This is a genomic window from Curtobacterium sp. L1-20 (genome assembly GCF_048755855.1).
Lineage (GTDB): Bacteria > Actinomycetota > Actinomycetes > Actinomycetales > Microbacteriaceae > Curtobacterium.
Genome location: NZ_CP151473.1, coordinates 2894533 through 2920508 on the forward strand (window position 1 = coordinate 2894533; position 25976 = coordinate 2920508).

Below are 25976 nucleotides of genomic sequence, written 5' to 3' on the forward strand. Positions count from 1 at the left end.
GACGTCAGCCTGGTTCCACGTCGGATCCGTGGATCGACGTCGTCGTCGAGCGTGCGGTTAGGCGGCGCCGGCGGCCGTCAGCCAGCGGAACGGGATGGTGATCGTCACCTCGGTGCCGCTGCCGGTCAGGGTGTGCCAGTCGATCGTGCCGCCGAGCTCGCCCTGGATGAGTGTGCGGACGATCTGCGTGCCGAGGCCCGACCCGACCTTGCCCTCGGGCAAGCCCACGCCGTTGTCGCGGACCTGGATGTCGAGGTGGTCGTCGAAGCGCTCGGCGACGATCTCGACCTCGCCGTCGCGCCCGTCCAGACCGTGCTCGACGGCGTTCGTGACGAGCTCGGTGAGCCCGAGCGCGAGCGGGGTGGCCGCCTCGGAGGGCAGGACGCCGAACTCCCCGGTCTTCTTCGGCCGCACGGTCGTGTTGTGGGACGCCGCGACCTCGGTGACGAGCTTGAGCACGGAGTCGAACACCTCGTCGAAGTCGACGTTCTGGCTCAGTCCGCTCGACAGCGTGTCGTGCACGACGGCGATCGCCGCGACCCGGCGCATGGCGTTCTGCAGTGACGTGCGTGCCTCGTCCGAGTGCGTCCGCCGTGCCTGGATGCGGAGCAGCGACGCGACGGTCTGCAGGTTGTTCTTGACGCGGTGGTGGATCTCGCGGATCGTCGCGTCCTTCGTGATGAGCTCACGCTCCTGGTGCCGGAGCTCCGAGACGTCGCGGCACAGCACGATCGCGCCGATGCGGTCGCCGTGGTCGCGCAGCGGGATCGAGCGGAGCGACACCGTCACGCCCTTCGACTCGATGTCGGCGCGCCACGGGGCCCGTCCGGTGACGACGAGCGGCAGGGACTCGTCGACCTCGAGCTGCGACCCGATGAGCTCGGTGGTGACCTCGGCGAGGGACTTCCGCTCGAGCTCCCCCTCGAACCCCATCCGGTTGAACGCGCTGAGTCCGTTCGGGCTCGCGAACGTGACGATGCCGTTCGTGTCGAGGCGCAGCAGTCCGTCGCTCGCGCGCGGGGCACCACGGCGGGGGCCGGCGGGGGCACCGATGTCCGGGAAGTCGCCGGTCGCGATCATGCCGAACAGATCGTTCGCGCTCGCGGTGAAGTTGAGCTCCTGGCGGCTCGGGGTCCGCATCTCGTCCTGGTTCGAGTGTCGGGTGACGACGGCGATCGGGCGCTCCGTGGTCTGGGCGCTGTTCGCGCTGAGGCGGCGGAGCACCGGGATCGCGCGCACACGGGTCGGGGTGTCCTCGTACCAGTCCGGCTCGGCGGAGTCGACGACCTTCGCTCCGGCGAAGCACTCGGTGACCTGCTCGCGCCACTCCTCGCGGATCTCCTGCCCGACGATGTCGCGGTAGAACAGCGTCGCCGCCGAGCTCGGCCGGGCGTGCGCGACGGCGACGAACGAGCCGTCCTCGGCCGTCGGTACCCACAGCACCATGTCGGCGAAGGACAGGTCGGCGAGCAGCTGCCAGTCACCGACGAGCAGGTGCAGCCATTCGACGTCGGCTTCGGAGGAACGGCCTTGTGCGAGGACGAGGTCACTGAGGGTCGACACCTCGACAGTCTAGGTGCGAGGCGCTGTGGAGAACGTCGCGCCGTCCACAGCCCTGACGCTGTCATATTTCTCATGTTGCACTCCCTCTACGCTCACCCTGAGGAAAGGGGCAGCGTGGCCGAGGAAGCACGTCGCATCGCCGACGCCGAGACGAGGACGACCGCGAGACTCACCGTGGTCCCCCAGCCGACGGACGCGCACGACACCGCCCGGGCGCTGGGGCTGTGCGTGGCGGAGATCCTGACCGGCGCGCGTGAGGTCGACAGCATCGCGCGGTGGATCACGGACGACGTGCACCGACACCTGCAACAGCGCGCTGCGGTGGCTGCTCGCGCCCGGCAGCTCGGCGGTCGATCCCGGGCACGGGCGCTCCTGCGGGTGGGCAGCGTCGTCGTGTGCCGGCCGGCGGACGGCGTCGCCGAGGCCGCTGTCGTCGTGCACACCCGGAGCCACGCACGGGCGGTCGCGATGCGGCTCGAGGAACGGCAGGGGCGCTGGCGGGCGACGGCGATCGGCGTCCTCTAGGGACCAGCGGCCACCACCGACCTGCGCCCCGGGCAACCTGCGCCCGCACTCCGGGCGCCCGGCGTCCCGACCCCCGGAAACGAAACAGGTGCGTCACCGTGGAACGGTGACGCACCTGTCTCTGTGGAGGTGCCGGGGTCAGCCCTTCTTCGCGGCCTGCCGACGCTCTGCGCGGTTGCTCGCCGCGGCCTGACCGGAGGCGGTCGCCGCGTTGCCGAACGCGGAACCCTGCTCGGGACCCGCTGCCGCCTCGGCCTCTGCTTCGGCCTGGGCCTTCTGGGCGCGGGCCGTGGCGGCCTGCTCGAGGCGGCCCCGCTCGTCGCGGACCTCGACCTCGCCGTCGATCGACGGTGCGGAGTACTCGAGTCCGGAGACCTCGTCCTCGCCGAGGCCCTTGGCCTCGATGACCGCGTTCTCGCCGTCGGACTGCACCTGGACCTCGAGGTTGAAGAGGTACCCGACCGACTCTTCGCGGATCTGCCCCATCATGCTCTGGAACAGGGCGTAGCCCTCGCGCTGGTACTCGACCAGCGGGTCGCGCTGCGCCATCGCCCGGAGGCCGATGCCGTCCTTGAGGTAGTCCATCTCGTAGAGGTGGTCGCGCCACCGGCGGTCGATGACGGAGAGCACCACGCGGCGCTCGAGCTCGCGCATCGCCTCGTCGCCGAGGAGCTCCTCGCGCTTCTGGTAGGCGAGCTGGGCGTCCGACAGGATCTCGCGGCCGAGGAACTCGCGCGTCGCCTTGCCCTTGGAACCGGCCTCGGTGATGACCTCGTCGATGGAGATGGAGATCGGGAACAGCGTGCCGAGCTCCGTCCACATCGCGTCGAGGTCCCAGTCGTCCGCGTTGCCCTCGCCGGTGTGCGAGTCGATGACGTCGTCGACCACGCTCTTGAGGAACGCCTGCGCGCGGTCGTTGATGTCGTCGCCCTCGAGGATGTGGCGGCGGTCGCTGTAGATGGCCTCGCGCTGGCGGTTCAGGACGTCGTCGTACTTGAGGACGTTCTTGCGGATCTCGGCGTTCCGGCCCTCGACCTGCGCCTGCGCCGAGCGGATCGCGCGCCCGACGAGCTTGTTCTCGATCGCCAGGTCGTCGGGGACGTTCGAGCGGCCCATCAGGCTCTCGGCGGCACCGGAGTTGAACAGACGCATGAGGTCGTCGGTCAGCGACAGGTAGAAGCGGCTCTCGCCCGGGTCGCCCTGACGGCCGGAACGACCGCGCAGCTGGTTGTCGATGCGGCGCGACTCGTGCCGCTCGGTGCCGAGGACGTACAGGCCGCCGGCTTCGCGGACCTTGTCGCCCTCTTCCTTGATCTCGGCCTTGACGCGGGCGAACACGTCGTCCCACTCGGCCTCGTACTCCTCCGGCGTCTCCGTCGGTGAGAGCCCCTTGGCGTGCATCTCCTGCACGGCGAGGAACTCGGAGTTGCCGCCGAGCATGATGTCGGTGCCACGGCCGGCCATGTTCGTCGCGACCGTCACGGCGCCGAGGCGACCCGCCTGCGCGACGATCGCCGCTTCGCGGGCGTGGTTCTTCGCGTTTAGGACCTCGTGCTTCACGCCCTTCTTGGCGAGGAGCTTCGACAGGTACTCGGACTTCTCGACGCTCGTGGTGCCGACGAGGACCGGCTGGCCCTTCTCGTGCCGCTCGGCGATGTCCTCGGCGACCTGCTCGAACTTCGCCTTCTCGTTCTTGTAGACGAGGTCGGTCTGGTCGATGCGCTGCATCGGCTTGTTCGTCGGGATCGGGACGACGCCGAGCTTGTACGTCGACATGAACTCGGCCGCCTCGGTCTCGGCGGTACCCGTCATGCCGGAGAGCTTCTGGTAGAGGCGGAAGTAGTTCTGCAGGGTCACGGTGGCGAGGGTCTGGTTCTCGGCTTTGACCTCGACACCCTCCTTCGCCTCGATCGCCTGGTGGATGCCCTCGTTGTAGCGGCGGCCCATCAGGATGCGGCCGGTGTGCTCGTCGACGATGAGGACCTCGCCGTTCATCACGACGTAGTCCTTGTCCTTCTTGAACAGGGCGACGGCCTTGATGGAGTTGTTGAGGAACGAGATGAGCGGCGTGTTCGCCGACTCGTAGAGGTTGTCGATGCCGAGGTAGTCCTCGACCTTCTCGATGCCGGGCTCGAGCACGCCGACGGTGCGCTTCTTCTCGTCGACCTCGTAGTCCTCGCCCGGGGTGAGACGGGTGGCGATGGAGGCGAACTCCGTGAACCAGCGGTTCGCCTCGCCCGAGGAGGGGCCGGAGATGATGAGCGGCGTGCGGGCCTCGTCGATGAGGATCGAGTCGACCTCGTCGACGATGGCGAAGTAGTGACCACGCTGGACCATGTCAGAGGACTGCCAGGCCATGTTGTCGCGGAGGTAGTCGAACCCGAACTCGTTGTTCGTGCCGTACGTGATGTCCGCGGCGTACTGCTCGCGGCGCTCGGCCGGCGACTGGTTCGCGATGATGCAGCCGGTCGACATGCCCAGGGCGCGGAAGACGCGGCCCATGATCTCGGACTGGTACGACGCGAGGAAGTCGTTCACGGTGATGACGTGCACGCCGCGCGACGGGATCGCGTTGAGGTAGGCGGCGGTCGTGGCGACGAGGGTCTTGCCCTCACCGGTCTTCATCTCGGCGATGTTGCCGAGGTGGAGCGCCGCGCCACCCATGAGCTGCACGTCGAAGTGCCGCATGCCGAGGGTCCGCTTGGCGGCCTCGCGCACGGCGGCGAACGCCTCGGGCAGGAGGTCGTCGAGGGTCTCTCCGTTGGCGTACCGCTCGCGGAGCTCCTTGGTCTCGTCCTGGAGCTCGTCGTCGCTGAGACTCGCGAAGTCGTCCTCGAGGTCGTTGATGGCCGAGGCGTACGCCTTCAGCCGGCGGAGGGTGCGTCCTTCACCGATGCGGAGGACCTTCTCCAGCACGTTTGCCACGTGAGCTCCTTACGAGATCGTCACGCGCGACCTGCGCGATGCGAACAGCCAGTCATGCTAGCAACCCGGTCGAGCCGGGTGCTGGGAGCGGCACGGGTGTGCGCGGCCCGCGAACGGACCGCGCACACCCGGATCGGTGGTCGGGCGAGGGTCAGGCGATCGCCGCGGCCGGTTCGGTCTCGGACCGCGCCGCCGCTCCGGCTCCGGCTCCGCCCGTCGTCGCGTCGTCGATGCCGATGACGCCGTAGTCCCAGCCCTTCCGGCGGTAGACCACGCTCGGCCGCCGCGTCTCCGCGTCGACGAAGAGGTAGAAGTCGTGCCCGACGAGCTCCATGAAGTAGAGCGCGTCGTCGACCGTCATGGGGGCGGCCTCGAACACCTTGTGGCGGATGACCACGGGGCTGTACACCTCGGTGTCGTCGTCGTTCTGGTCGTCGACGACCGGCACCGCGCCGGTGGCGACGTCCTCGATGAGCTTGCCGTCGGCGGGGACGATCCCCATCCGCTCGAACCCGGTGCCGGACGCCTCGGCGACCGACGTCGGGCTGTGGCGCCCGCGGTGCACCTTGCGGCGGTCCCGCGCCCGGCGGAGGCGTTCCGTGATGCGCGCGAAGGCCAGGTCGAAGGCGGCGTACTTGTCCGAGGCCGCGGACTCCGCCCGCACGAGCGGTCCGGGGCCGATCAACGTGAGCTCGACGCGGTCCTCGCCCCCGGAGCCGCCCGACTTCTCGTGGTGGCGGCTGATGCGCACCTCGAAGGCGAGGGCGCGGTCGGCGAGCACGTCGATCTTCTCGGACTTCTGTTCGACGTAGGTGCGGAATCGGTCGGTGACCCCGACGTTCCGGCCCGTGATCGTCACGTCCATGTGGCGGCTCCCATCCAGACTCAGCGCGTCGCCTCCATCCGGCGATCCCGAACGCCTTGCCGCGAGGCTAGACCCGACCGGAGCCCGGCGTCACGCGTTCCGGGTGAGTCGGCCCGGACACCCACCGGACACACAGTGGTCACCGAGCGTTCACCGATCCCCGCCGCCGGACGGCGCGACGGACGGCACCGACGGCCCCGGCCCCGGCCCCGGCCCGGCTCACTCGTCCACGCTCGCCACCGCGACGCACCGCACCACCCGCCCGCCCGCGGCCCGCACCGCGCGGACGGCCTCGGCCATCGTCACCCCGGTCGTCACGACGTCGTCGACCACCACCACGGTCCGGTCGGCGACGCCCACCGCGCGCAGCGAGCCGACGGTCGCCGCGACGCGCTCGACGGCCGAACGCTCCTTCTGGCCCCGCCCCGCCCGGTCCGGCACAGGCCCGGCGCCACCGCCCGCAGCAGGAGCCCACCACGATCCGACCACGGCCGCAGGCCACCACCCGACCCGCGCGGTCACCCGGCGCAGCGCCCGCGGTCGCACGACGCCGCCACGGGCGAGCAGCAGGACCACCGGGTCGAAGCCGCGCCGCCGGGCTCCGCGCGGGGACGGCGGGACCCGGAGCACGACCGTGCCCGGCGGGGCCTCGGCGAGCGCCCGTCGCACCAGGGCACCGAACCGCAGGGCGAGCGGGCGTGCGAGGTCGACGCGACCGCGGAGCTTCAGCTCGAGGAGCAGCGTGCGGACGAGGCCGCCGTACTCGAACGCCGCGTCCATCCGCACCCCGGCCACGAGGCGCACGCGACGGGGTTCCGCGTCGAGGACGGCCCGGCACGCGCGGCACAGGGCACGGTCGGGTGCCCCGCACCCCGCGCAGGCGACCGGCAGCACGATCCCGAGCACGGCGAGGGCGGCGTCCTGCCACGGTCGGTCGCTCGTCGTCACGACCACCAGGGTGGGGGCGACCCCGCTGCCGGACCGAGCCGGTCCGCTCGTCGGTGGACGCGCCTCCCGGCCGACGCCCTGTGGAGGAGCCGGCGTCAGCGCTGGACGCCGAGCACGTCCGCCGTGACGCCCGTGGTCTGCCACCCGCCGCCGCTGGACTGCAGGACCGAGCCGTCCGAGGTCCGGAGCAGCATGGACCCGGCGCTGCCACCGGCGATCGCGGTCGCGCGGCCGTCCGGCTTCGGCAGCGTGCTCGACTGCCCACCGACGGTCGTCCGCACCACGTCCGACCCGTTGGCCGTCTGCCCGACCGACGCGATGTCGGAGTCGTTGATCCACGCCGCGCCGACGGCGTCCCCGGTCGCCGCCTGCACCCGGACCGGCGGACCGAGCCCGGTCGGCGTGCGGTCGGAGGCGCGGACGATCCCCATCACGTACAGGCTGGGGCCGTCGTTCGTCTGGATGAGGGCGAGCGCCCGCGTCGAGTCGCGGGAGACCTGGAACGACACCAGCTCGCCCTTCGGCAGGGTGGTCGAGACCGTGTGCGGATCGCCGCGGAGACCGTAGGCGGTGACCTTCCGGGTGTCGGTCGAGGACCCGACCCAGGCGAAGCCCAGGTCGTCGATCGACGGCGGGACGAGTCGGTCGGTCGCGTCCACCCGCAGGTGTTGCTGCGACCGGACCACGAAGACGCCGTCGTCGTTGCCGACGACCGCGGCGGTGCCGGACGCGGACAGGGCGAACGAGGACGGGTCGAGACCGGCGATCTCGTCCCCCAGGCCGTTGCCGAGCTCGGCGATCTTGTCGGACGCCGGGGCGGCGTACCCGACCGACTGTCCGCGGGCGACGAGCGGGCGCGCGTCGATGTCCGGGTTCACCTGGGCACCGGACCCGCTCGCGTCGGGCACCGAGAAGGGCGCACCCTCGGCGGTGATCGCGACGGAGGACACGGTGGCGACGGACGCCAGCGACCGGCTGAGCTGCTCCCGCATCCGCACCTTGTCCTGACTGCTCGCCCGGAGCGCATCGGTCGACAGGTCGACGAGCGCGGTGCCGTCGTCGATCGTCACGGTGTTCAGCGAGAGCTGCGTCCCCTCCGGGAAGGACGAGACGACGGCGCCCTTGAGCCAGTCGGCGGGGCCGGCGAGCAACGCGCTCGCGATCCGGGTGCTCGTCGACGACCGCGCGAGGAACCACCGCTCGTCCGGCACGAGGAACCGGTAGGTGGGGTCGAAGAAGTACAGGGCGTGCTGCTGGAAGATCGACTCGAAGTTGACCGGCGACAGGATGATCCCGTCCGGCGCGTAGGCGATGCGCCACTCCCCGTGCTCCCGCGTGAACTGGAAGGTCAACGTCGTCGTGGTCGGGCGCACGGCCTGCGTGTACTCGCCGTCCGCGTCGACCGCCGCGCTCGCGGTGAGCGTGTAGCTGAGCTCCCCGTCGCCCACGCGCTCGACCGTGGCGTTGCCGTCGCGGATCGTCACGCCCCGGCGCGGGTTCCACTTCTCGGAGAAGCCGGACGCCAGGAACTGCCGCGCCACGGCGTAGTCGTCGGCAGCGCCGGTGCCGGCTGCGATGAACCCGCGGAGGATCGCGGTCTGGTCGGAACCGGGGACCGGCTTGTACGGCCGGTAGTCGATGCCGGAGACGGACTCGTCCTTGATGGTCTGCCCGGACCGGACCGGGCCGTCGGTGGGGATCGCCGCGCAGGCGGAGAGGGCGACGAGGGTCACCGCGGCGAGCGCCACGGCCAGGACGTGTCGGAGTCGGAGTCGGGCGCGCATCAGTCGTCCTCCCGGACGGCGCGGGGGCCGTCGTACGACTCGTCGAGTTCGGGCAGCGGGATGGCGGAGGTCGTGACCTCGACGCGCTCGTTGCGCGGGAGGGTCAGCACGAACGTGGACCCCTCGCCGGGACGGGACCAGACGTCGATCCGGCCGCCGTGCAGGTTCGCGTCGCCGAGCGAGATCGCGAGTCCGAGCCCGGTGCCGCCGATGGTGCGCTTCCGGCTCGGGTCCGCACGCCAGAACCGGTCGAACACCCGTGCGGCGTCCTCCGGCGGCATGCCGATGCCCTGGTCGCGCACGGCGATGGCGACGCTCCGGGCGTCGCTGTCGACGACGACCTGCACGGGTCGGGCGTCGCCGTGCTCGATCGCGTTCCCGACGAGGTTGCGGAGGATGCGCCGGACGCGCTTCGCGTCGAGCTGCATCGTGGTGTGGCCGCCGGGGGTGACTAGCTGCAGGTCGATGCCCGCCCGTTCCGCCAGCGGCCGGAACTCGTCGACGATGTCGGTGGCGAGCGCCGCCGGGATGACGGGTTCGGGGTCGAGCTGCACGGCCTGCGCGTCGAAGCGGGAGATCTCGAGGAGGTCGGCGAGCAGGAGCTCGAAGCGTTCGACCTGGGTGTGCAGCAGCTCGGCGGACCGGCCGACGGACGGCTCGAAGGCGTGCCGGGAGTCGTACAGCATGTCGCCGGCGAGCCGGATCGTCGTGAGCGGGGTGCGGAGCTCGTGCGACACGTCGGAGACGAAGCGCTGCTGCACGCGGGAGAGCTCGGCGAGCTGGGTGATCTGCCGGCTCACGGCGTCCGCCATGCCGTTGAAGCTCCGCGCCAGCGTGGCGATGTCGTCGTTCCCGCGCACCGGGATGCGCTCGTCGAGCCGCCCGGCCGCGATCTTCCGGCTCGTCTCGGCGGCGCCGCGGATCGGCACGACGACCAGGCGCACGACGAGGGAGGTCACCAGGGCGATGAGGACCATCAGCGCGACGCCGCCGATCGACAGTGTCTGCGACACGAAGTCGAGGGTCTGCTGCGCGTCGGAGAGGTCGTAGACGAGGTAGAGCTCGTACTGTCCGGCGCTCGGGATCTGCAGCGTCGAGCCGACCGCGAGACCGGGCTCGGTGCGGCCGTCCTTCTCGATCCGGACGGGCTGCAGGCTCACCTTGCCGGTGTCCTTGCCGACCGCCTTGCGGAGGGCGTCACTGATCGCGGCGTCCGGGAAGTCCGGTGTGGCCACCGTCTGCAGCGACTGCGGGGCGGTCTGGTCGGGGCTGCGCTCGATGGCGAGGCTCGTGCCCCCCGGGCTCGTCGTGTTCGACAGGATCGCCTGCTGCGCCTCGTTCTGCAACGTCTCGAGCTCGGTCTGGTTCGTGTCCTCGCCGGCGGTCGCGGCGTCGAAGATCCCCTGCGCCACGATCGTGGCCCGTGCCGACTCGGCCTCGATCTGGTCGCGGCGCTGCGCGTAGACGTTGTTCGAGATGCTGATCATGACGGCCGTGCCGATGATCGCGATCGCGAGGCCGGTGGTCATCACCGTGATCGCGACGGACCGGAACATCAGGGACCGGCGCCACAGGTACGCGACCGGGCGCCAGCCGCGGCGGAGCCAGCGACGGAGCCGTCGGCGGACCCGACCCGATCCCCCGCGGCCGGAGGCCCCGCGCCCGGACGCGGTCGTCACCGGGCCGGACGCCGTGGTGGCCGCTCCGGTCGCGGCCGTCCCCGCTCCGGACGGCACGGTGCTCAGGCCCCGCCGGCCCGGTACCCGACGCCGCGCACCGTGGTGACGATCTTCGGGTTGTCGGGGTCGTGCTCGATCTTCGCGCGGAGGCGCTGCACGTGCACGTTCACCAGGCGGGTGTCCGCCTTGTAGTGGTAGCCCCAGACCTGCTCGAGGAGCATCTCGCGCGTGAAGACCTGGTTCGGCTTCTCGGAGAGCGCGCGCAGCAGGTCGAACTCGAGCGGCGTGAGCGCGATCACCGCGTCGCCGCGGCGGACCTCGTGCCCGGCGACGTCGACCGTGAGGTCGCCGACGTGCAGCACCGTCGCGTCGGTCGCCGAGGGCCGGAGCCGCGTCCGGATGCGGGCGACGAGCTCCTTCGGGTTGAACGGCTTCACCACGTAGTCGTCGGCGCCGTTCTCGAGGCCGGCGACCACGTCGGCGGTGTCTCCCCGGGCCGTGAGCATGATGATCGGCGTCCCGCTCTCGGCGCGGATGCGCTTGCACACCTCGATGCCGTCGATGCCCGGGAGCATGACGTCGAGGAGCACCAGGTCGGGCTTCGTGCTGTGGAACGCGTCGACGGCGTCGTTGCCGTCAGCGCTGAACTCTGGCTCGTAGCCCTCGGAGCGGAGGACGATGCCGATCATCTCGGCGAGGGCCTGGTCGTCGTCGACGACGAGGATGCGCGGTGTCATGTGATGTGGACTCCGTGTGACGTGCGGTGGTGCCGGGTCGCACCTGATCCCTCACGATAGCCGAGGCCCCGTCGACCGGCGTTTTCCGACAGGATGGGAGTCGACCGGGCTCTCGCTGCGCGGTCGAGGACGACGAGGGGGCGGCGATGTCCGATTGGCAGGTACCGGGTGGGTCCGGTGGGCCGGCTGGATCCGGCGGGCCGGGTGCATCCGGTGGGCCGCGTGCATCCGGCGGCCCTGGCGGGCCCGAGGGGTCCGGGCCCGGCGCGTTCGGTCCTGGAGGCGCGCAGCAGCCCGGCGGACAGCAGCCGTCCGGTGGGTGGCCCGGTCCCGGGTCGCAGCAGGGCCCGCAGCCCCCGCTGCGTCCGCCGGCGGGCTCCCGACCGGTCGTCCCGCTCCGTCCGCTCGGGCTCGGTGACGTCCTGGCCGGCGCGTTCACGGTGTTCCGTCGGAATGCCCGCGTGCTCCTGGCGTGGAGCGTCCTGCTGAGCGGCGTCCTCGGCCTGCTGTCGACCCTCGTCAGCACCTTCGGTCAGCGGGCCCTCCAGTCGCGCATGCTCTCCGCGGTGGACGGCGGCAGCGGCAGTGCGTCGATCATGGCGGGCTCGTTCACGCTCTGGCTGGTGCTGTCCACGGGCCTGCCCTTCCTCGCGTACCTCGGGCGGGGCTTCCTCGTCGCGCCGGTCGCCGCGGACACCGGGCAGCGCGTGCTCGGCCGTCGGGCGACGTTCCGCGGGCTCTGGGCGCTCCTGGCGGGACGGCGCTGGTCCGTCGTCGCCTGGATCCTGCTGCAGCTCGCGGCCGGGCTCGTCATCGGGATCGTGTTCGTCCTGCTGCTCGTCGGGTTCGTCGCCTCGCTCGCGGCCGGCCGGTCGAACGCGTGGGGCTACGTCGCCGCGATCCTCGGGCTCGGCGCCGGACTCGGCGTCCTGCTGGCGTGGCTCGGCACGAAGTTCGTCCTGACCGTCCCGACCATCGCCCTGGAGGGTCGCTCGGTGTTCGCCGCCGCCGCGCAGTCCTGGCGACTGACCCGCGGAGCGTTCTGGCGCACGTTCGGCATCCTGCTGCTCGTGCACGCGATGTTCGGGTTCGCCGTCTCGATCGCGTCCTTCCCGCTCACCATCGGCGCGGCGCTGGTCGGCGGGACCTTCGACCCGCTCGGGCAGACCGACGCGGCGACCGGCGTCGGGGTGGCCGGGGTGGTCGCGGTCGTCGTCGGCAGCCTGCTCGGCATCGCCGTGCAGTGCATCACGGACGTGCTCAGCGCGTCGGTGACCACGTTCCTGGCGATCGACCGGCGCATCCGGACCGAGGCGCTCGACCAGCGGATCGCGTCCCACCTCGAGACCGGGCAGCCGACCGACCCGTTCGCACCGGCACCGCAGGTGGTGCGTCCGCCGTGGCCCGGTGCGCAGCAGTGGCCGGGGCAGCCGTGGTCCGGGCAGCAGTGGCCGGGGCAGGCACCACAGCCGTGGCCCGGTCCGCATCAGCAGGCACCACAGCCGTGGCCAGGCCAGCAGCAGGCGCCACAGCAGCCGTGGCCCGGCCAGCAGCAGGCACCGCAGCAGTGGGGTGGCGCACCCGGCCGGTTCCCGCCGGACGACCGCGCATGACGGTCGACCCGGACGAGGCCCGACGCCTCCTGCAGCGCGAGCTCGAGCGCTCCGAGTACGACGGCGCGCACGTGACGTGGTGGGACCGTGCCTCGCGCGCGGTGCTCGACTGGCTCGGGTCGTTCCGGGCGGACGGCCTCGGCTCGCCCGCCGTCGCACACACGCTGCTCGCGGTCGCCGTCGTCGCGCTCGTCGCCGTGGTGGTCCTCGTGGTCGTCGCCCGCGGGTTCCCCCGCCGTCGTGCCCGAACCGCCGGTTCCGACCTCGGCGGAGTGTTCGACGACGACGACCTCCGGCCCGCGCGCGCGATCGCCGACGAAGCGCGTGCGGCACTGCGGTCCGGCGACTGGTCGCGCGCGGTGCTCGACGGGTACCGGGCCATCGCCCGAGGCCTCGGCGAACGCGACCTCGTCCCCGACGTGCCGGGAGCGACGGCGCGGGCCATCGCCGCACGCGCCGCCGCGGTCTTCCCGGCCGAGGCGGAGCGTCTCGACCGCGCCGCCGTGACCTTCGACGACGTCCGCTACCTCGGGCTCGACGCCACCGAGGCCGCCGCGCGCGACGTCCTCGACACCGAGCAGGCGGTCCGGACCGCACGCCCCGCCCGCACGACGTCCTCGGCGGTGCCCGCGTGACCGCCACCACGTCGGCACCCGCGGTCGCCGACACACCTGGGCACGGTGCCCGCCGTCGTCGCGCCGGCTTCTGGGTCGCGGTCGTCCTGGTCGGGCTGCTCCTCGCCGTGCTCACCGCCGTCGTGCGCGGCGGCGACGGGCCGGCACGAGCAGAGCTGGACCCGACGTCGGCCGCCGCGAGCGGTTCGAAGGCCCTCGTCCGGGTCCTCGAGCAGCAGGGGACCGACGTCCGCGTCGTCGACCGTGCGGACGACGTCACCGGTGGCACCGTGTTCGTCGACGACGCGCAGGGCGTGCTCAACCCCGCCGTCGCCCGACGGATCGGACGCGAGGCGTCCCACGTCGTCCTCGTCTCCACCGGGAGTGCCGTGCTGGACGCGTTCGACCTGGACGTCGAGCCCGCCGCGCAGGTCGACGGCACCGACACCGTGTCCACCCGCCGCTGCGACGTCCCGGCGGTCGCCGCCGCACGTCGCGTAACCACCGGCGGGGTCGCCTACCGGGTGCCCGACGGCGGGACCGCCCGCGCCGGCACCACGTTCTGCGCCCCCACCGGCAGCGGGGACGACCGCGCGTACGGCATCGTCCGCGCGGCGACCCGCGGCGGCGACGTCACCCTCGTCGGCACGACCTCGGCGTTCCGCAACGACACGATCACGACCGCCGGGGACGCGGCGCTCGCGCTCGGTCTGCTCGGCGCGGACGACACCCTGACCTGGTACACCCCGACCCCGGGGACACCCGACGCGGCGCCGACCCTCGGCACCCTCGCACCGCCGTGGGTCCCGGCCGTCCTGCTGCTGCTCGGCCTCGTCGCGGTCGCGGCGGGCGTCTGGCGGGGTCGGCGGCTCGGACCGCTCGTCGTCGAGCGGATGCCCGTCGTGGTCCGCGCGGCGGAGACCACCGAGGGCCGCGCCCGCCTCGCCGCGCGGACACGGGACCGAACGCACGCCCTCGACACCCTGCGGATCGCGGCGGTCCGTCGGATCGGTCGACGACTCGGCCTCCCACGTTCCGCCCACGTCGACGAGGTCGTGCGCGCCGCCGCCCGCGCCACCGGCACCCCCGACGGGCGCGTCGGCGCCGTGCTCGTCGGCGGCCCCGCCGCGGACGACCCGGCCCTGGTCGCCGGTGCGGCCGCACTCGACGAACTCGAACGCGCCGTCGCGGCAGCGACCGCCGGCACGAACACGACCGACCACGACCACCGAGGAGCACGTCCGTGACCGATCCGTCCCTCATCCAGACCCCGTCGCAGCAGGCGGCGGGCGATCCGTTGCGCGACGCCTTCGGACGACTCCGGGCCGAGGTCGGCAAGGCCGTCGTCGGCCAGGAGGGCGCCGTGTCCGGGATGATCGTCGGCATCCTCGCGCAGGGGCACGTCCTCCTCGAGGGCGTCCCCGGCGTCGCGAAGACCCTCCTGGTCCGGAGCCTCGCCGCGGCGATGTCGCTCGACACGAAGCGCATCCAGTTCACCCCGGACCTGATGCCCGGCGACGTCACCGGTTCGCTCGTGTACGACGCGTCGACGGGCACGTTCCCGTTCCGCGAGGGTCCTGTCTTCACCAACGTGCTCCTCGCCGACGAGGTGAACCGCACACCGCCGAAGACGCAGTCCGCGCTCCTCGAGGCGATGGAGGAGCGACAGGTCAGCGTGGACGGCGACGCCCGCCCGCTGCCCGACCCGTTCTTCGTCGCCGCGACCATGAACCCGATCGAGTTCGAGGGCACCTACACGCTGCCCGAGGCGCAGCTCGACCGCTTCCTCGTGAAGCTCACCCTCGACGTGCCCCCGCGGGACGTGGAGTGGCAGGTGCTCCGTCGCCACGCAGACGGCTTCGTGCCGCGAGACGTCCGGTCCGCCGGCATCACCCCGGTGCTCGGCGTCGACGAGGTCAGGGCCGCGCAGCGGGCCGTCCGCACGGTCGGCGCCCGCGACGACGTACTCGCCTACATGGTGGACCTCGCCCGGGCGACCCGACAGGCGCCGTCCGTCCGGGTCGGTGTGAGTCCCCGCGGCGCCACCGCACTGCTCGCGGCCGCGAAGGCGTGGGCGTGGCTGACCGGCTACGACGCGATCACTCCGGACCACGTGCAGGCGATGCTGCTGCCGGTCTGGCGGCACCGCCTCCGGGTCGCCGCGGACGCCGAGCTCGAGGGCGTCGGCGCCGACGGTGTCCTGCAGCAGGTGCTCGAGCAGGTCCGGGTGCCGATCTAGTGGCGATCTCCGGCCGGTTCGTGGCGCTCCTCGCCGTCGCGGTCGTGCCCACCGTGCTGCTCGGCACCGGGTGGGCGGGTGCGGCGTGGGCAGCCGTGGTCGTCGCTGCCGGCGCGCTCGACGTGCTGCTCGCCGCCGACCTCCGCAGCGTGCGCGTCGAGCGACGGATGCCGCGCCTGGCACGTCGGGACACCACGGCGGACGGCACGCTCGTGCTGGCGAACGACGGTTGCCGGCCCCTCCGCGCACTAGTGCGGGACATGTGGGAGCCGTCGGCCGGGCACACCCCCGGGCGCACGCGACTGCAGGTCCCGGCCGGGGAACGCCGGACCGCGCGGGTGCGCTTCGCCCCGTTCCGTCGCGGTCGCCGCACCACCACCGGCGTCGCCGTCCGGGCCTTCGGTCCGCTCGGGCTCGCGGCCCGCCAGCGGGTCCTCGCGGCGCCGGCGGAACTCGTCGTCACCCCGCCGTTCCGGTCCCGCCGTCACCTGCCGTCGCGGCTCGCACGGCTGCGCGAACTCGACGGCGAGACGACCCTGCAACTCCGCGGCCACGGCACCGAGTTCGACTCCCTGCGGGACTACGTGCGCGGGGACGACGTACGCTCGATCGACTGGCGCGCGACCGCCCGACGGCAGGACCTCGTGGTCCGGACCTGGCGCCCCGAACGCGACCGGCGCGTGGTCGTCGTGGTGGACGCGGGGCGCGCCGGCGCCGGCCGCGTCGACGACGAACCGCGGCTCGACACGTTCATCGAGTCCGCGCTCCTCCTCGGGGCCCTCGCGGCGGCCGCCGGCGACCGGGTCGACCTCGTCGTGCTCGACGACGCCGTCCGCGGCCGGGTGCACGGCGCGACCCGCACCGACGTCGTGCAGCGGTTCGGCGAGACCCTGGCGCTGGCCGAACCCGGCCTCGCCGCGACCGACTGGACCGCGGTGCCGGCCGTCGTCGACGCGATCACCACCTCGCGGGCGCTCGTCGTGCTCGTGTCGAGCCTCGACTCGGTCGGCGCGTCCGGCGACCTGCTCGCGGTCCTCCCCCGGCTGACGCGGCGGCACGCCGTCGTCGTCACGAGCGTCACCGACCCGAGCGTCCAGCGGATGGCGAGCGGGGCCCTGACGCCGACCGCCCCCGGACCGGGCACGCGCGGCGGACGCGCGCCGTCCCTCCCGGCCCGTGCCGGACGCGACCTGTACCGGCGGGCAGCAGCGGAACGGACCCTGCTCGACGCGGACGGCATCGCGGACGTCGCCCGTCGGACGGGCGCCGAGGTGGTCCGGGCCATGCCGGACGCGCTCCCACCGCTCGTCGCCGACGCCTACATCCGGGCGAAGGCGACGGGGCGCCTGTAGCGGCGCGACGTCAGCCGGCGACCAGCGTCGTCGTGCCCCGCTCGAACTCCTCGAGGTCGCCGCGCTCCCCGGCACGGTGGGCGCGGCCGCCGAGCACCCACTGGTACCAGAGCACCGCCAGCAGCGCGACCGTCCCGATGCCGATCTTGACCGGCCACGGCCAGTCCTGCCGCGTTACGGTGCCCTCGACGATGCCGGACAGCAGCAGCGTCAGGGTGAGGCCGATCGCGATGGTGATGAGCGCGCGGCCGTCCTCGGCGAGTGCCTGCGCCCGCGAGCGCGCGCCCGGCGCCACCCACGACCAGAAGATCATCAGGCCGGCCGCCGCCGCCAGGAACACCGAGTACAGCTCGAGCTGACCGTGCGGGGCGATGTACCGGAAGAAGTCCCCGAGGCGTCCCTGGGAGTGCATGATCGCCGCGGAGACGCCGAGGCTGACCGCGTTCTGGCCGATCGAGTACGGGACGAACAGCCCCGTGATGCCGAACGCCACCATCGACGCAGCGATGTAGGCGTTGTTCGTCCACACCTGCGCCGTGAACGCCCCGAGCCCGTGGTCCGAGTAGTACGACTGGAAGTCGTGCGTCGCGTACCGGCGGAGCGCTTCGGGCGTGCCGAAGGTCGCCGTGGCGCCCGGGGTCGTGCTGATCCAGACCGCGACGACCGCCGCGATCGTCGCCGTCGCGAGTGCGACGCCGATCGTCACCCAGCGGATCCGGTACAACGCGGCCGGCAGCTGCAGGACGAAGAACGACGTGATCGCGGTGAGCGGGTCGACCGGCGTGCCGGTGAACCGCAGGCGGGCGCGGAAGAGCGTCAGCGACAGGCGGTCCCCGACGGCGGTGCGCGGTGCCGCGCGGCGGATCCGGGCGAGGTCGGTCGCCGCCTCCTGGTAGCCGGACACGAGCCGGTCGACGTCGGCGCCCGAACGGTGCCGGGCACGGGCCAGCCGGTCGAGTTCCTGCCACCGCTCGCGGTGCACCTCGCTGTAGGCGTCCAGGTCCACGCGTCTCCCCCGCTCGTCCGTCGGCCCGCCGGACGCCCCGGGTCTGGCCGGGCGGCGACGGTGTCCGTCAGAATGATCCCATGCCGAAGACCCGCGCGCCGCGTGACCTCGCCGACTCCCGGTTCGTCCGCGCGCTCGACGACCCCGGCGACGAGCTCGTCGTCGGCGAGGCGGTGGCGCTCGACGTCCAGCCGGCCGGCATCGCGCTCCGGCTGGCGGCCGCGCTCCTCGACGCGGTGTGCCTCCTCGCGCTGTACCTGATGCTGATGACCGGGCTCTCCCGGGTGTGGCCGAGCGGCCTCGACGACGCCTGGGCCGCTGCGCTCAGCATCGGCGTGTTCGTCGTCGTCCTCGTGCTCGTGCCCGCCGCCGTCGAGACCGTCACGCGGGGCAAGAGCGTCGGCCGCTACGCCACGGGTACCCGGGTCGTCCGGCTCGACGGCGGGGCGATCGGCTTCCGGCACCCCTTCGCGCGGGCGCTCGTCGGCCTCTTCGAACTGTGGATGACGCTCGGGTCGGTCGCGCTGCTCGTGGCGTTGTTCGGCACGCGGCCACGGCGGCTCGGGGACCTGCTCGCCGGCACCTTCGTCCAGCACGAGCGGGCCGCGAAGCACCGCGACCCCGAGGTGCTGCTGCCGATCGAGCTCGCGCAGTGGGCGTCGGTGGCCGACGTGTCGGCGTTGCCGCAGCGGCTCGAGAACCGCCTCGGTGCCTTCTTCCGCGGGGCGGCGGACCTCCGGCCCGAGGCGCGCGAGGCCACCGCCCGCTCGCTCGCCGCCGCGGTGGCGGAGTACGCGCGCCCGGTGCCGCCGGTGCACCCGGAGGTCTTCCTCGCCGGGGTCGTCGTGCTGCGGCGCGAGCGGGACCGGCGGGCGCTGCGGTCGCGCGCCGAGGTGCTCGACCGGGCAGCGGTGGTGGCGACGGCGCGGCCGCCGGGCTTCCCGCGCTGAGCGCGCGCGGCGCTCGCAGGTCGCTCGCGCGGGGCGCGCGGCGCGCGGGGCGCGCGGGGCGCGCGGGGCGCGCGGGGCGCGCCGGCACCGGCACCGGCACCGGCGCACAACGCAAGTCACCCGGAACCATGCGTCCGCGTGGTTCCGGGTGATTTGCGTTGCGCGCGAGTTGCGAGGGGCGCGCTCACCGGCGCGGCGTGCGGCGCGCTCGCCAGAGATGCGCATCGAACCAGGCTTCCGACGTCGAACCAGGGCCGCGGCCTGGTTCGACGTCGGTTCCGTGGTTCGACGCCGTCGGCCGTCCGCGCTGGCGCGCAGCAGCTGCGGCCGCGCCTCAGTACCGGTAGTGCTCCGGCTTGTACGGGCCCTCGACGGGCACGCCGATGTACGCGGCCTGCTCCGGCCGGAGCTCGGTGAGCGCGACGCCGAGCGCGTCGAGGTGGAGTCGCGCCACCTTCTCGTCGAGGTGCTTCGGCAGCACGTACACGCCGGTCGGGTACTCGTCGCGCCGGGTGTGGAGCTCGATCTGGGCGAGGACCTGGTTCGTGAACGAGTTGCTCATCACGAAGGAGGGGTGCCCGGTCGCGTTGCCGAGGTTCATCAGTCGGCCCTCGGACAGCACCAGGATCGAGCGACCGGTGGGCAGGCGCCACTCGTGCACCTGCGGCTTGATCTCGACCTTCTCGACACCGGGCAGTGCCTCGAGGCCGGCCATGTCGATCTCGTTGTCGAAGTGTCCGACGTTCGCGACGATCGCGAGGTGCTTCAGCGTCAGCATCTCGTCGACGCCGACGACCCCGAGGTTGCCCGTGCAGGTGATGACCATGTCGACCTGGTCGGCGACGTCCGCCAGCCGCGCGACCTGGTAGCCGTCCATCGCTGCCTGGAGCGCGCAGATCGGGTCGACCTCGGAGACGATCACGCGCGCGCCCTGGCCGCGGAGCGCCTCCGCCGCGCCCTTGCCCACGTCGCCGTAGCCCACGACGAAGGCGACCTTGCCGCCGATGAGCACGTCGGTCGCCCGGTTCAGGCCGTCCGGCAGGGAGTGGCGGATGCCGTACTTGTTGTCGAACTTCGACTTCGTGACGGAGTCGTTGACGTTGATCGCGGGGAACTTCAGCTTGCCGTCGCGGGACAGCTCGTACAGGCGGTGGACGCCCGTCGTCGTCTCCTCGGTCACGCCCTCGATGTCGGCGGCGATGCGGGTCCAGCGGTCGGTCGACTCCTGCAGCGAGGCAGCGACGGTGTCGAGGACGATCCGCCACTCGGCACTCGCGTCGGCACCGGCCTCGGGCGCGCGCCCGGCGGCCTCGGCGTCGGCGCCGGTGTGCACCAGCATGGTGGCGTCACCGCCGTCGTCCAGGATGAGGTTCGGTCCCGCCCAGTCGGCACCGGCCTCGGCGGCCTCGGCCGTCCAGTCGAAGATGCGGTTGGTGCACCACCAGTACTCCTCGAGCGTCTCGCCCTTCCACGCGAACACCGGGACGCCCGCCGGAGCATCCGGGGTGCCGGTCGGCCCGACCGCGACCGCGGCAGCCGCCTCGTCCTGCGTGGAGAAGATGTTGCAGCTCGCCCAGCGGACCTGCGCGCCGAGCGCGACGAGGGTCTCGATGAGCACGGCGGTCTGCACCGTCATGTGGAGCGAACCGGCGATCCGCGCGCCGGCGAGCGGCTGGGACGCGCCGAACTCCTCGCGCAGGGACATCAGCCCCGGCATCTCGTTCTCGGCGAGGCGGATCTGGTGGCGGCCCGCCTCGGCGAGCGAGAGGTCGGCGACGCGGAACGGAGCTTCGGTGCGGGCTTCGGTGGACATGTCCACATCCTTCCACGCCGGGGTGCGCGGATCGTCAGGGGGCGGCGGACCGGCCGGGAGGCACGGGTCGCCGGACGACGTCGGTGACGGTGGGCGCGCCTCCCGGGCCACCACCCGCGCGCCGGCGGCGACGCGAGCCGTCAGTCCGCCTCGCGCCGGAGCTGCTCCCGCCGCACCACCTGCCACCCGCGGGGCACCCGCAGGGTGGCCGCGTGGCGTGCGCAGAGGTCGTAGCCGTGGGGTTCGACCCGCGTCGAGAGCGGACCGACGACGACCATCGAGTCGCCGTAGTCGTACGTCAGGGTCGACGCAGCGCTCGCGCCACAGGCGACCTTGCTGCAGATCCGTACGTCCATACCGGTACCGACCCTAGCCGAGGGCGGGCGGGGACCGCCGCGCGCGTACGATGTGGGGATGCGCCGCAGGACACCGCTCGTCACCCCGGTCGAACGAGGCCGCGGCCGGTCCCGGCACGGTCGGGGCGGCCGCTCCAGCGTGACCGGACCCGACCTCGCACCGGTGATCACCCGGGCCGAGACGTTCGACCGGATCGTCGGCGACACCGCGCACTACCTGATCGGGCTGTGGCCGGACGAACTCGCCGGCGTCGTCTTCCAGGTGGCGGACATGCCGACCGACGCCGCGCTCCCGGACCACATGCCGCGGTGGCGCGTGGACCGCGAGGGGCGCCGCGTCACGCTCTTCCGCATCCCCGTCGAACGCGTCACCCGGAGCCCGGAGAAGGACGACACCGACAAGCGGATCGTCATCGAGACCGCGGTGTTCCGTGCGGTCGGCGAGCTCATCGACAAGGACCCGTGGGACCTGGCACCCGACCGCTACCGCCACTGGTGAACGCGGCACCCGGCGCGGGGGCCCGACCAGAGCGGACCTGACCGCGCCGGTCCGACCAGCGCGTGCCCGAGCCTCGCCGGCCCGACCGGAGCGCGTCGGACGTCAGGGGTAGACGCGCACCGGCGTCGACACCTCGGTCGCTGCGCGCACCGGGAACCCGGCGATGCCGTCGCTCCCCATGTAGGTCACCCCGGCGACGAGCCCCTTCGTGCCGGTCAGCGTGAGCTGCTTCGACAGGGACACGATCACGGTGCTCGTGCCACCGGCGACCACGTCGAGCTGCTGCTCCTCGTCGCCGGTGCGGATCGTCACCCGTGCGTCGCTGCGCGTCGGGTTCACCAGCGTCAGGCGCTGGTTGTCCCCGGGGGCCAGGGCGGTGATCGTCGACTTCCCGAGCGGCTCGGCCGACGCGAACCAGCCGAGGTCGGTGCGCCCGTCGTCGGTCGGGGTCGTCGTCCGGGCACCCGCGACGATCGGCTGCGTCGAGGTGACCGTGAACGAGTAGCGCCCGTCCGGGAAGTCGTCGAGGGCGACGTCCGTGACCACGCCGGGCTCGGCGGTGGCGTTCACCGTCGACCCGCCGCCGTCCGCGGTCGTGATGCCGAGCGTGACGCGCGCGGCCGTGGAGCCGGGGACGAACAGACGGACCACGGGCGCGGCGTCGGCGGTGTCGTCCCCGCGCTGGGCCTCCTGCGCGCCCTTGAGCACGACCGCCGGGATGATCTGGGTCCGGGCCGGCGCGGCGCCGCCCGAGACGATGTCGAACCCGCCGGGGGTGAGCGTCCGGACGATCGACTCCTGCATGTGCGCGACGATCTGTCCGCCGGAGGACGTGACGTGCACGACGGTGGAGCCCTGGTCCGAGACGAACCCGGACAGGGGGACGACCTTCTGCGTGTTCGGCGCGACGACGATGCCGGTCGTGCCGGGCGCGCTGACCGTCCCGGAGTCGTCGTAGATCGACAGGTCCACCGTGGCGTTGACGTCGGTGGGGTTCGACAGCGTCACGAGGCTCGTGCGACCGGTCTCGGTGGAGCCGCCGACGAGCCAGGTCGACTGGCTGGGGTCGTCGCACGACGCCGCACCGACACCGACGAGGTCACCGCTCGCGACGCTCTGGTAGCTGCTGCCGGCGACCTGCGGCGTCGACGTCCCCGCCGGGGCGGTGAGCAGACGGGGGTCGCTGCCGCCGGTGGTCGACGAGCCGAGCGACGACCGGTCGACGGTCGAACCGGTGGTCGCCGTGGCGACCGTGGCGGAGCCGACGGGGCTCGCCTTGGTGGCGTCGTTCCCGGCGTCGTCGGACAGCCGCAGCGCGCTGCCGGCGCAGACGCGCTCCGCGTCGGCGGGCACCGGCACGACGGTCTTGCCGGCCGGTCGACCCGGGTCGGACTCGGTGCCGAGGGCGTGCGCGGCCGTGACGGCGCCTGCGGCCACGACGACGGCGACCGCGGTGGCGGTCCCCCGGACGAGCCAGCGGCGGACGGAGGCGGGCCTGGTGCTCATTCGTCGCGCTCCTCGTCGAAGGTGGTGGCGGGTTCCTCGGCCTCGATCACGTTCGACGTCGCACGGCGACGGCGCGGCGCGGTCGGCACGGCGAGCAGGGCAGCGGCGCCGAAGACGACGCCGAGCACGACGAGGTAGAGGACGTGCGTGGCCTGGGCGCCCGCGGAACCGGTGGGCGTGCGGTCGACGTCCCCCTCGTAGTGGAAGAGCTGGCCGTTCGTCGTCTCGCCGATGCTCGTGAAGAGCGCGTTCTGACCGATCGCCCCCGCAGCGCGGTCGTGGACGTCCTGCGCAGCGGTGCCGCTCGTGGCGCGCGCGTCGTCGGACCCGTCAGCCGCGTCCGACACGTCGTCGAGGAGCACGAAGCTCACGCCGAGCTCGCGGAGCGCCGGTTCCGGGTCGTAACCGCTGCGGCTCGCGAGGTTCCCCGCGAGGGTCGCCAGCCGGGCGCCGGACCGGCTCAGCGTGAGGGCGGTCGAGTCGAGCGTGGTCTGGTCGTCGAGCGTCGAGCCCTGGCCGCGCTCGAGCGACACCGCGAGGGAGCCGTCGGTCTGCGGCTGGACGACGAGGGTGCCGACGTCCGGGTTCGCCTGCGCCTCGGCGTTCACGTACGCGCTGAGGACCCGGCCGGTCGTCGGCTGGATGACCGCGTTGCCCAGGTAGAAGGCGGCGAACGCCGGGGCCACGGCGACGCCGGCGAGGACGGTCGCGACGAGCCCGGTGACCGGGGCGAGCCGCGGCAGCACGTCGATGCCGATGCACGCGGCCGCGACGATCGCGAGCCAGTAGACGGAGAGTCCGCTGCCGGGCCAGACGATCGTCGTCGTGGAGCCGACGCCCGTGACGGTGACGTGGGTGGCGGCGAACGCCGTGGCGAAGCCGAGCAGGGCGACGACGAGGGACGCCCCGGCGACCGCCCAGCGGTGCCCGAGCATCGCACCGATCGCCGCGGCGGCGATCGGCAGCGCGAGCACGGCCATGAGCACGGGCAGGATCGCGGTCAGCGTCGCGAGACCGGCCGTCGTGGGGAGCCAGCCGCTCCAGTCCGGCACCGGTTGCCCGATGGCGAGCTGGAAGGCGGACGGAGCCCGGGTCGCCGAGGGCGCGCCGGGGTCGGCGAAGACCGCCAGCACGTTGCCACGGGCCAGCTGGGCGAGCACGAGGGGCAGGAAGAGCACCGCGGCGGGCACGGGGATGAAGACCCGACGGTGTGCGCGTCGCCACCCCACGACGAGCGAGACGAGCCACGCCACGAGCAGCACCGGCAGCAGGGACGGTGCCGACGCCGCCACCACGGCGAACAGCAGCGACGCGCCGGAGGCCCACGCCCAGGACCGGTGCGCCTCGAGCACGGCGAGGAACAGCCACGGCAGGAGCACGTGCGCGATGACGGCGCCGAGGTGCCCGCTCGTGACGGCCCCGACGAGCGTCGGCGCGATCGTGTAGAGCACCGCGCCGATGACGGGCACCCACGTGTGGGTCGTGACCTTGCGGACGGCGAACCAGGAGCCGAGGGCGGCGACCGGGAACGCGACCAGCATGACCAGGACCACCGAGGTCGACGGTGACCAGAAGGTGATCGACCCGAGCACGGCGACGACGGCAGCGAACGGGTCGGACGGCCCGGTGAAGCCCGTGCCGATCGAGTGCCAGCCGTACCCGACGTTCTGCCACAGCCGGCCGACGTCCGTGCTCAGCGGCAGCAGTCCGCCGCCGGTCAGCGCGGGTGAGCCGAGGAGCGGGTAGAGCGTCACGACGCTGAGGACGGCGGCGGCGAGGACGACCCAGATGCCACCGTCGCCGAGGAACGACGCACGGGCGATCGGGGCGTCCTCGACGCGGGCGAGTTCGACGTCGCGTGAGGTGGTGCGGTGCTCGTGCACGCGTCGCCAGCTCACCCGCAGCGGCTCGACGGCCGCCCACCCGAGCTTCTTGTTCCGCGCGAGCACCCGGCGAGCCCGTCCGACGCCGCCACCGAAGGCGACCGCGAAGGCGGCCGAGAGCTCGGCGCCGACGGCCGCCGGGTGCTTCGCGACGAGGTGCCCGATGGCCCGACCGATCGCGAACGGCACGAGCGTCAGCCAGTGGATCCAGAGCACCCCGACGGGCGCGTAGGTCATCCGGCGGTGCAGCTGCGCCTGCCGGTGCATGCGGACGCGGCGTCCCTCGGAGACGCGTCGACGACCGAACTCCTCGATCGGCCCGGCGGTGGTGACCCGAGCCTCGGGCACCAGGGCGACACGGTGGCCGGCGAGGCGCACGCGGACGCAGAAGTCGAGGGCGGCGTCGACGTTCGGCAGTGCCGGGTCGAAGCCGCCCAGTTCGTTCCAGACCGACCGTCGGACGAGCATGCCACCGGCGGCGACGGCGAGCACGTCGGTGTGCCGGTCGTGCTGCCCCTGGTCGAGCTCGTCCTGCACGAGGACGAGCGAGCGGCCGAAGCGCGTCATGCTCTCGCCGAAGGCGCGGATCACCGAGGGGTCGTCGACGTCGACGGACTTCGGGCCCGCGACGACGACCGACGGTGCGATCTCGACCGCGGACAACAGGTCGGCGAGTGCGGTCGGCGACGGCGCGTTGTCGTGCCCGAGCAGCCACAGCCACTCGTCCACCGGCTCGTCCGCGACGACCGGGGGCGCCTCGCGCTCGCCACGGGCGACGGCTTCGCCGAACGGGCGACCGGCGGGCAGCCGGAGGAGTTCGGCGGAGCCGCCGAAGGACAGGTCCGCGGTCGAGCCGTCGGTGGACCCGACGTCGACGACGACCAGGTTCTCGGGGTGCCGGGTCTGGGCCGCGAGGGCGTCCAGGGTCCGGTCGAGGTGGTCCGCCCCGTTGGCGGCGACGAGGATCGCGGTGACCCGGGGCTGAGCGGAACTGGGCTGCATGACGGGCGTCACTCTACGGTCTGGAGGCGCGGTACCGGCTGCGTGGGACGGCGTGCCGTGAACCTGTGGGAGCCATCACCGCCCTGGGGAGGACTGGCGGAGGTGGCTGGGTCCGGC

20 protein-coding genes are annotated in these 25976 nt (G+C 73.1%); 8 read left to right on the plus strand and 12 right to left on the minus strand.

Annotated elements, in window-relative coordinates:
- Positions 1-57: 57 nt before the first annotated feature.
- Positions 58-1563: a sensor histidine kinase gene (locus AAEP86_RS15110; protein WP_420368117.1), complete on the minus strand. Its 1506-nt coding sequence runs from the start codon at positions 1561-1563 to the stop codon at positions 58-60.
- Between the two features lie 114 nt (positions 1564-1677).
- On the opposite strand from AAEP86_RS15110, the gene AAEP86_RS15115 reads away from it, so the two are divergent.
- Positions 1678-2088, plus strand: coding sequence for an Rv3235 family protein (locus tag AAEP86_RS15115; protein WP_420368118.1), 411 nt, complete (start codon positions 1678-1680; stop codon positions 2086-2088).
- A gap of 138 nt (positions 2089-2226) precedes the next feature.
- On the opposite strand, the gene secA is transcribed toward AAEP86_RS15115, so the two are convergent.
- The 6 genes from secA to mtrA all read right to left on the minus strand — a co-directional run bounded on the left by secA (position 2227) and on the right by mtrA (position 11026).
- Complete coding sequence (gene secA / locus AAEP86_RS15120; RefSeq protein ID WP_420368119.1) at positions 2227-5013, minus strand: preprotein translocase subunit SecA; 2787 nt, start codon at positions 5011-5013, stop codon at positions 2227-2229.
- A 151-nt stretch (positions 5014-5164) separates the two neighbouring features.
- A complete protein-coding gene (hpf, locus tag AAEP86_RS15125; protein WP_420368120.1) occupies positions 5165-5878 on the minus strand; it encodes a ribosome hibernation-promoting factor, HPF/YfiA family in 714 nt (237 codons plus the stop codon).
- 219 nt (positions 5879-6097) lie between these two features.
- Positions 6098-6826 carry a ComF family protein gene (locus tag AAEP86_RS15130; protein ID WP_420368121.1) on the minus strand — a complete coding sequence of 243 codons (729 nt, stop codon included), beginning with the start codon at positions 6824-6826 and terminating at the stop codon, positions 6098-6100.
- Positions 6827-6921: 95 nt separating this feature from the next.
- A complete protein-coding gene (locus AAEP86_RS15135; RefSeq protein WP_420368122.1) occupies positions 6922-8610 on the minus strand; it encodes an LpqB family beta-propeller domain-containing protein in 1689 nt (562 codons plus the stop codon).
- On the minus strand, positions 8610-10346 hold the full coding sequence (mtrB, locus tag AAEP86_RS15140) for an MtrAB system histidine kinase MtrB (RefSeq protein ID WP_420368123.1): 1737 nt from the start codon (positions 10344-10346) through the stop codon (positions 8610-8612). Before mtrB ends, AAEP86_RS15135 begins: the two co-directional genes overlap by 1 nt.
- A 5-nt stretch (positions 10347-10351) precedes the next feature.
- Positions 10352-11026, minus strand: coding sequence for an MtrAB system response regulator MtrA (mtrA, locus tag AAEP86_RS15145; protein WP_420368124.1), 675 nt, complete (start codon positions 11024-11026; stop codon positions 10352-10354).
- A 146-nt stretch (positions 11027-11172) separates the two neighbouring features.
- On the opposite strand from mtrA, the gene AAEP86_RS15150 reads away from it, so the two are divergent.
- The 5 genes from AAEP86_RS15150 to AAEP86_RS15170 are packed head-to-tail and all read left to right on the plus strand — an operon-like array spanning position 11173 to position 16844.
- Positions 11173-12639, plus strand: coding sequence for a glycerophosphoryl diester phosphodiesterase membrane domain-containing protein (locus tag AAEP86_RS15150; RefSeq protein ID WP_420368125.1), 1467 nt, complete (start codon positions 11173-11175; stop codon positions 12637-12639).
- Positions 12636-13274 carry a DUF4129 domain-containing protein gene (locus tag AAEP86_RS15155; RefSeq protein WP_420368126.1) on the plus strand — a complete coding sequence of 213 codons (639 nt, stop codon included), beginning with the start codon at positions 12636-12638 and terminating at the stop codon, positions 13272-13274. Before AAEP86_RS15150 ends, AAEP86_RS15155 begins: the two co-directional genes overlap by 4 nt.
- Positions 13271-14500 carry a DUF4350 domain-containing protein gene (locus AAEP86_RS15160; RefSeq protein WP_420368127.1) on the plus strand — a complete coding sequence of 410 codons (1230 nt, stop codon included), beginning with the start codon at positions 13271-13273 and terminating at the stop codon, positions 14498-14500. The genes AAEP86_RS15155 and AAEP86_RS15160 overlap by 4 nt, the downstream gene beginning before the upstream one ends.
- The gene (locus AAEP86_RS15165; protein ID WP_420368128.1) at positions 14497-15492 is read left to right on the plus strand and encodes an AAA family ATPase; all 996 of its coding nucleotides are present in this window, start codon (positions 14497-14499) and stop codon (positions 15490-15492) included. Before AAEP86_RS15160 ends, AAEP86_RS15165 begins: the two co-directional genes overlap by 4 nt.
- Positions 15492-16844 (plus strand): DUF58 domain-containing protein, encoded by a 1353-nt coding sequence (locus tag AAEP86_RS15170; protein ID WP_420368129.1) that lies wholly within the window; start codon positions 15492-15494, stop codon positions 16842-16844. Before AAEP86_RS15165 ends, AAEP86_RS15170 begins: the two co-directional genes overlap by 1 nt.
- 10 nt (positions 16845-16854) lie before the next feature.
- Here the strand turns inward: AAEP86_RS15170 and AAEP86_RS15175 are convergent, their stop codons facing one another.
- Positions 16855-17850: a stage II sporulation protein M gene (locus tag AAEP86_RS15175; RefSeq protein ID WP_420368130.1), complete on the minus strand. Its 996-nt coding sequence runs from the start codon at positions 17848-17850 to the stop codon at positions 16855-16857.
- A gap of 80 nt (positions 17851-17930) precedes the next feature.
- On the opposite strand from AAEP86_RS15175, the gene AAEP86_RS15180 reads away from it, so the two are divergent.
- On the plus strand, positions 17931-18800 hold the full coding sequence (locus AAEP86_RS15180) for an RDD family protein (RefSeq protein WP_420368131.1): 870 nt from the start codon (positions 17931-17933) through the stop codon (positions 18798-18800).
- A 334-nt stretch (positions 18801-19134) separates the two neighbouring features.
- On the opposite strand, the gene ahcY is transcribed toward AAEP86_RS15180, so the two are convergent.
- Positions 19135-20613 carry an adenosylhomocysteinase gene (ahcY, locus tag AAEP86_RS15185; RefSeq protein ID WP_420368132.1) on the minus strand — a complete coding sequence of 493 codons (1479 nt, stop codon included), beginning with the start codon at positions 20611-20613 and terminating at the stop codon, positions 19135-19137.
- 140 nt (positions 20614-20753) lie between these two features.
- Complete coding sequence (locus tag AAEP86_RS15190; protein ID WP_420368133.1) at positions 20754-20969, minus strand: DUF3499 family protein; 216 nt, start codon at positions 20967-20969, stop codon at positions 20754-20756.
- A 58-nt stretch (positions 20970-21027) separates the two neighbouring features.
- Between AAEP86_RS15190 and AAEP86_RS15195 the strand changes: the two genes are divergently transcribed.
- Positions 21028-21468: a metallopeptidase family protein gene (locus AAEP86_RS15195; protein ID WP_420368134.1), complete on the plus strand. Its 441-nt coding sequence runs from the start codon at positions 21028-21030 to the stop codon at positions 21466-21468.
- Positions 21469-21570: 102 nt separating this feature from the next.
- Here the strand turns inward: AAEP86_RS15195 and AAEP86_RS15200 are convergent, their stop codons facing one another.
- Both AAEP86_RS15200 and AAEP86_RS15205 read right to left on the minus strand, forming a co-directional pair.
- Positions 21571-22974 (minus strand): DUF5719 family protein, encoded by a 1404-nt coding sequence (locus AAEP86_RS15200; RefSeq protein WP_420368135.1) that lies wholly within the window; start codon positions 22972-22974, stop codon positions 21571-21573.
- Positions 22971-25859, minus strand: a complete 2889-nt coding sequence (locus tag AAEP86_RS15205) for a glycosyltransferase (protein ID WP_420368136.1) — start codon at positions 25857-25859, stop codon at positions 22971-22973. Before AAEP86_RS15205 ends, AAEP86_RS15200 begins: the two co-directional genes overlap by 4 nt.
- Positions 25860-25976 lie beyond the last annotated feature (117 nt).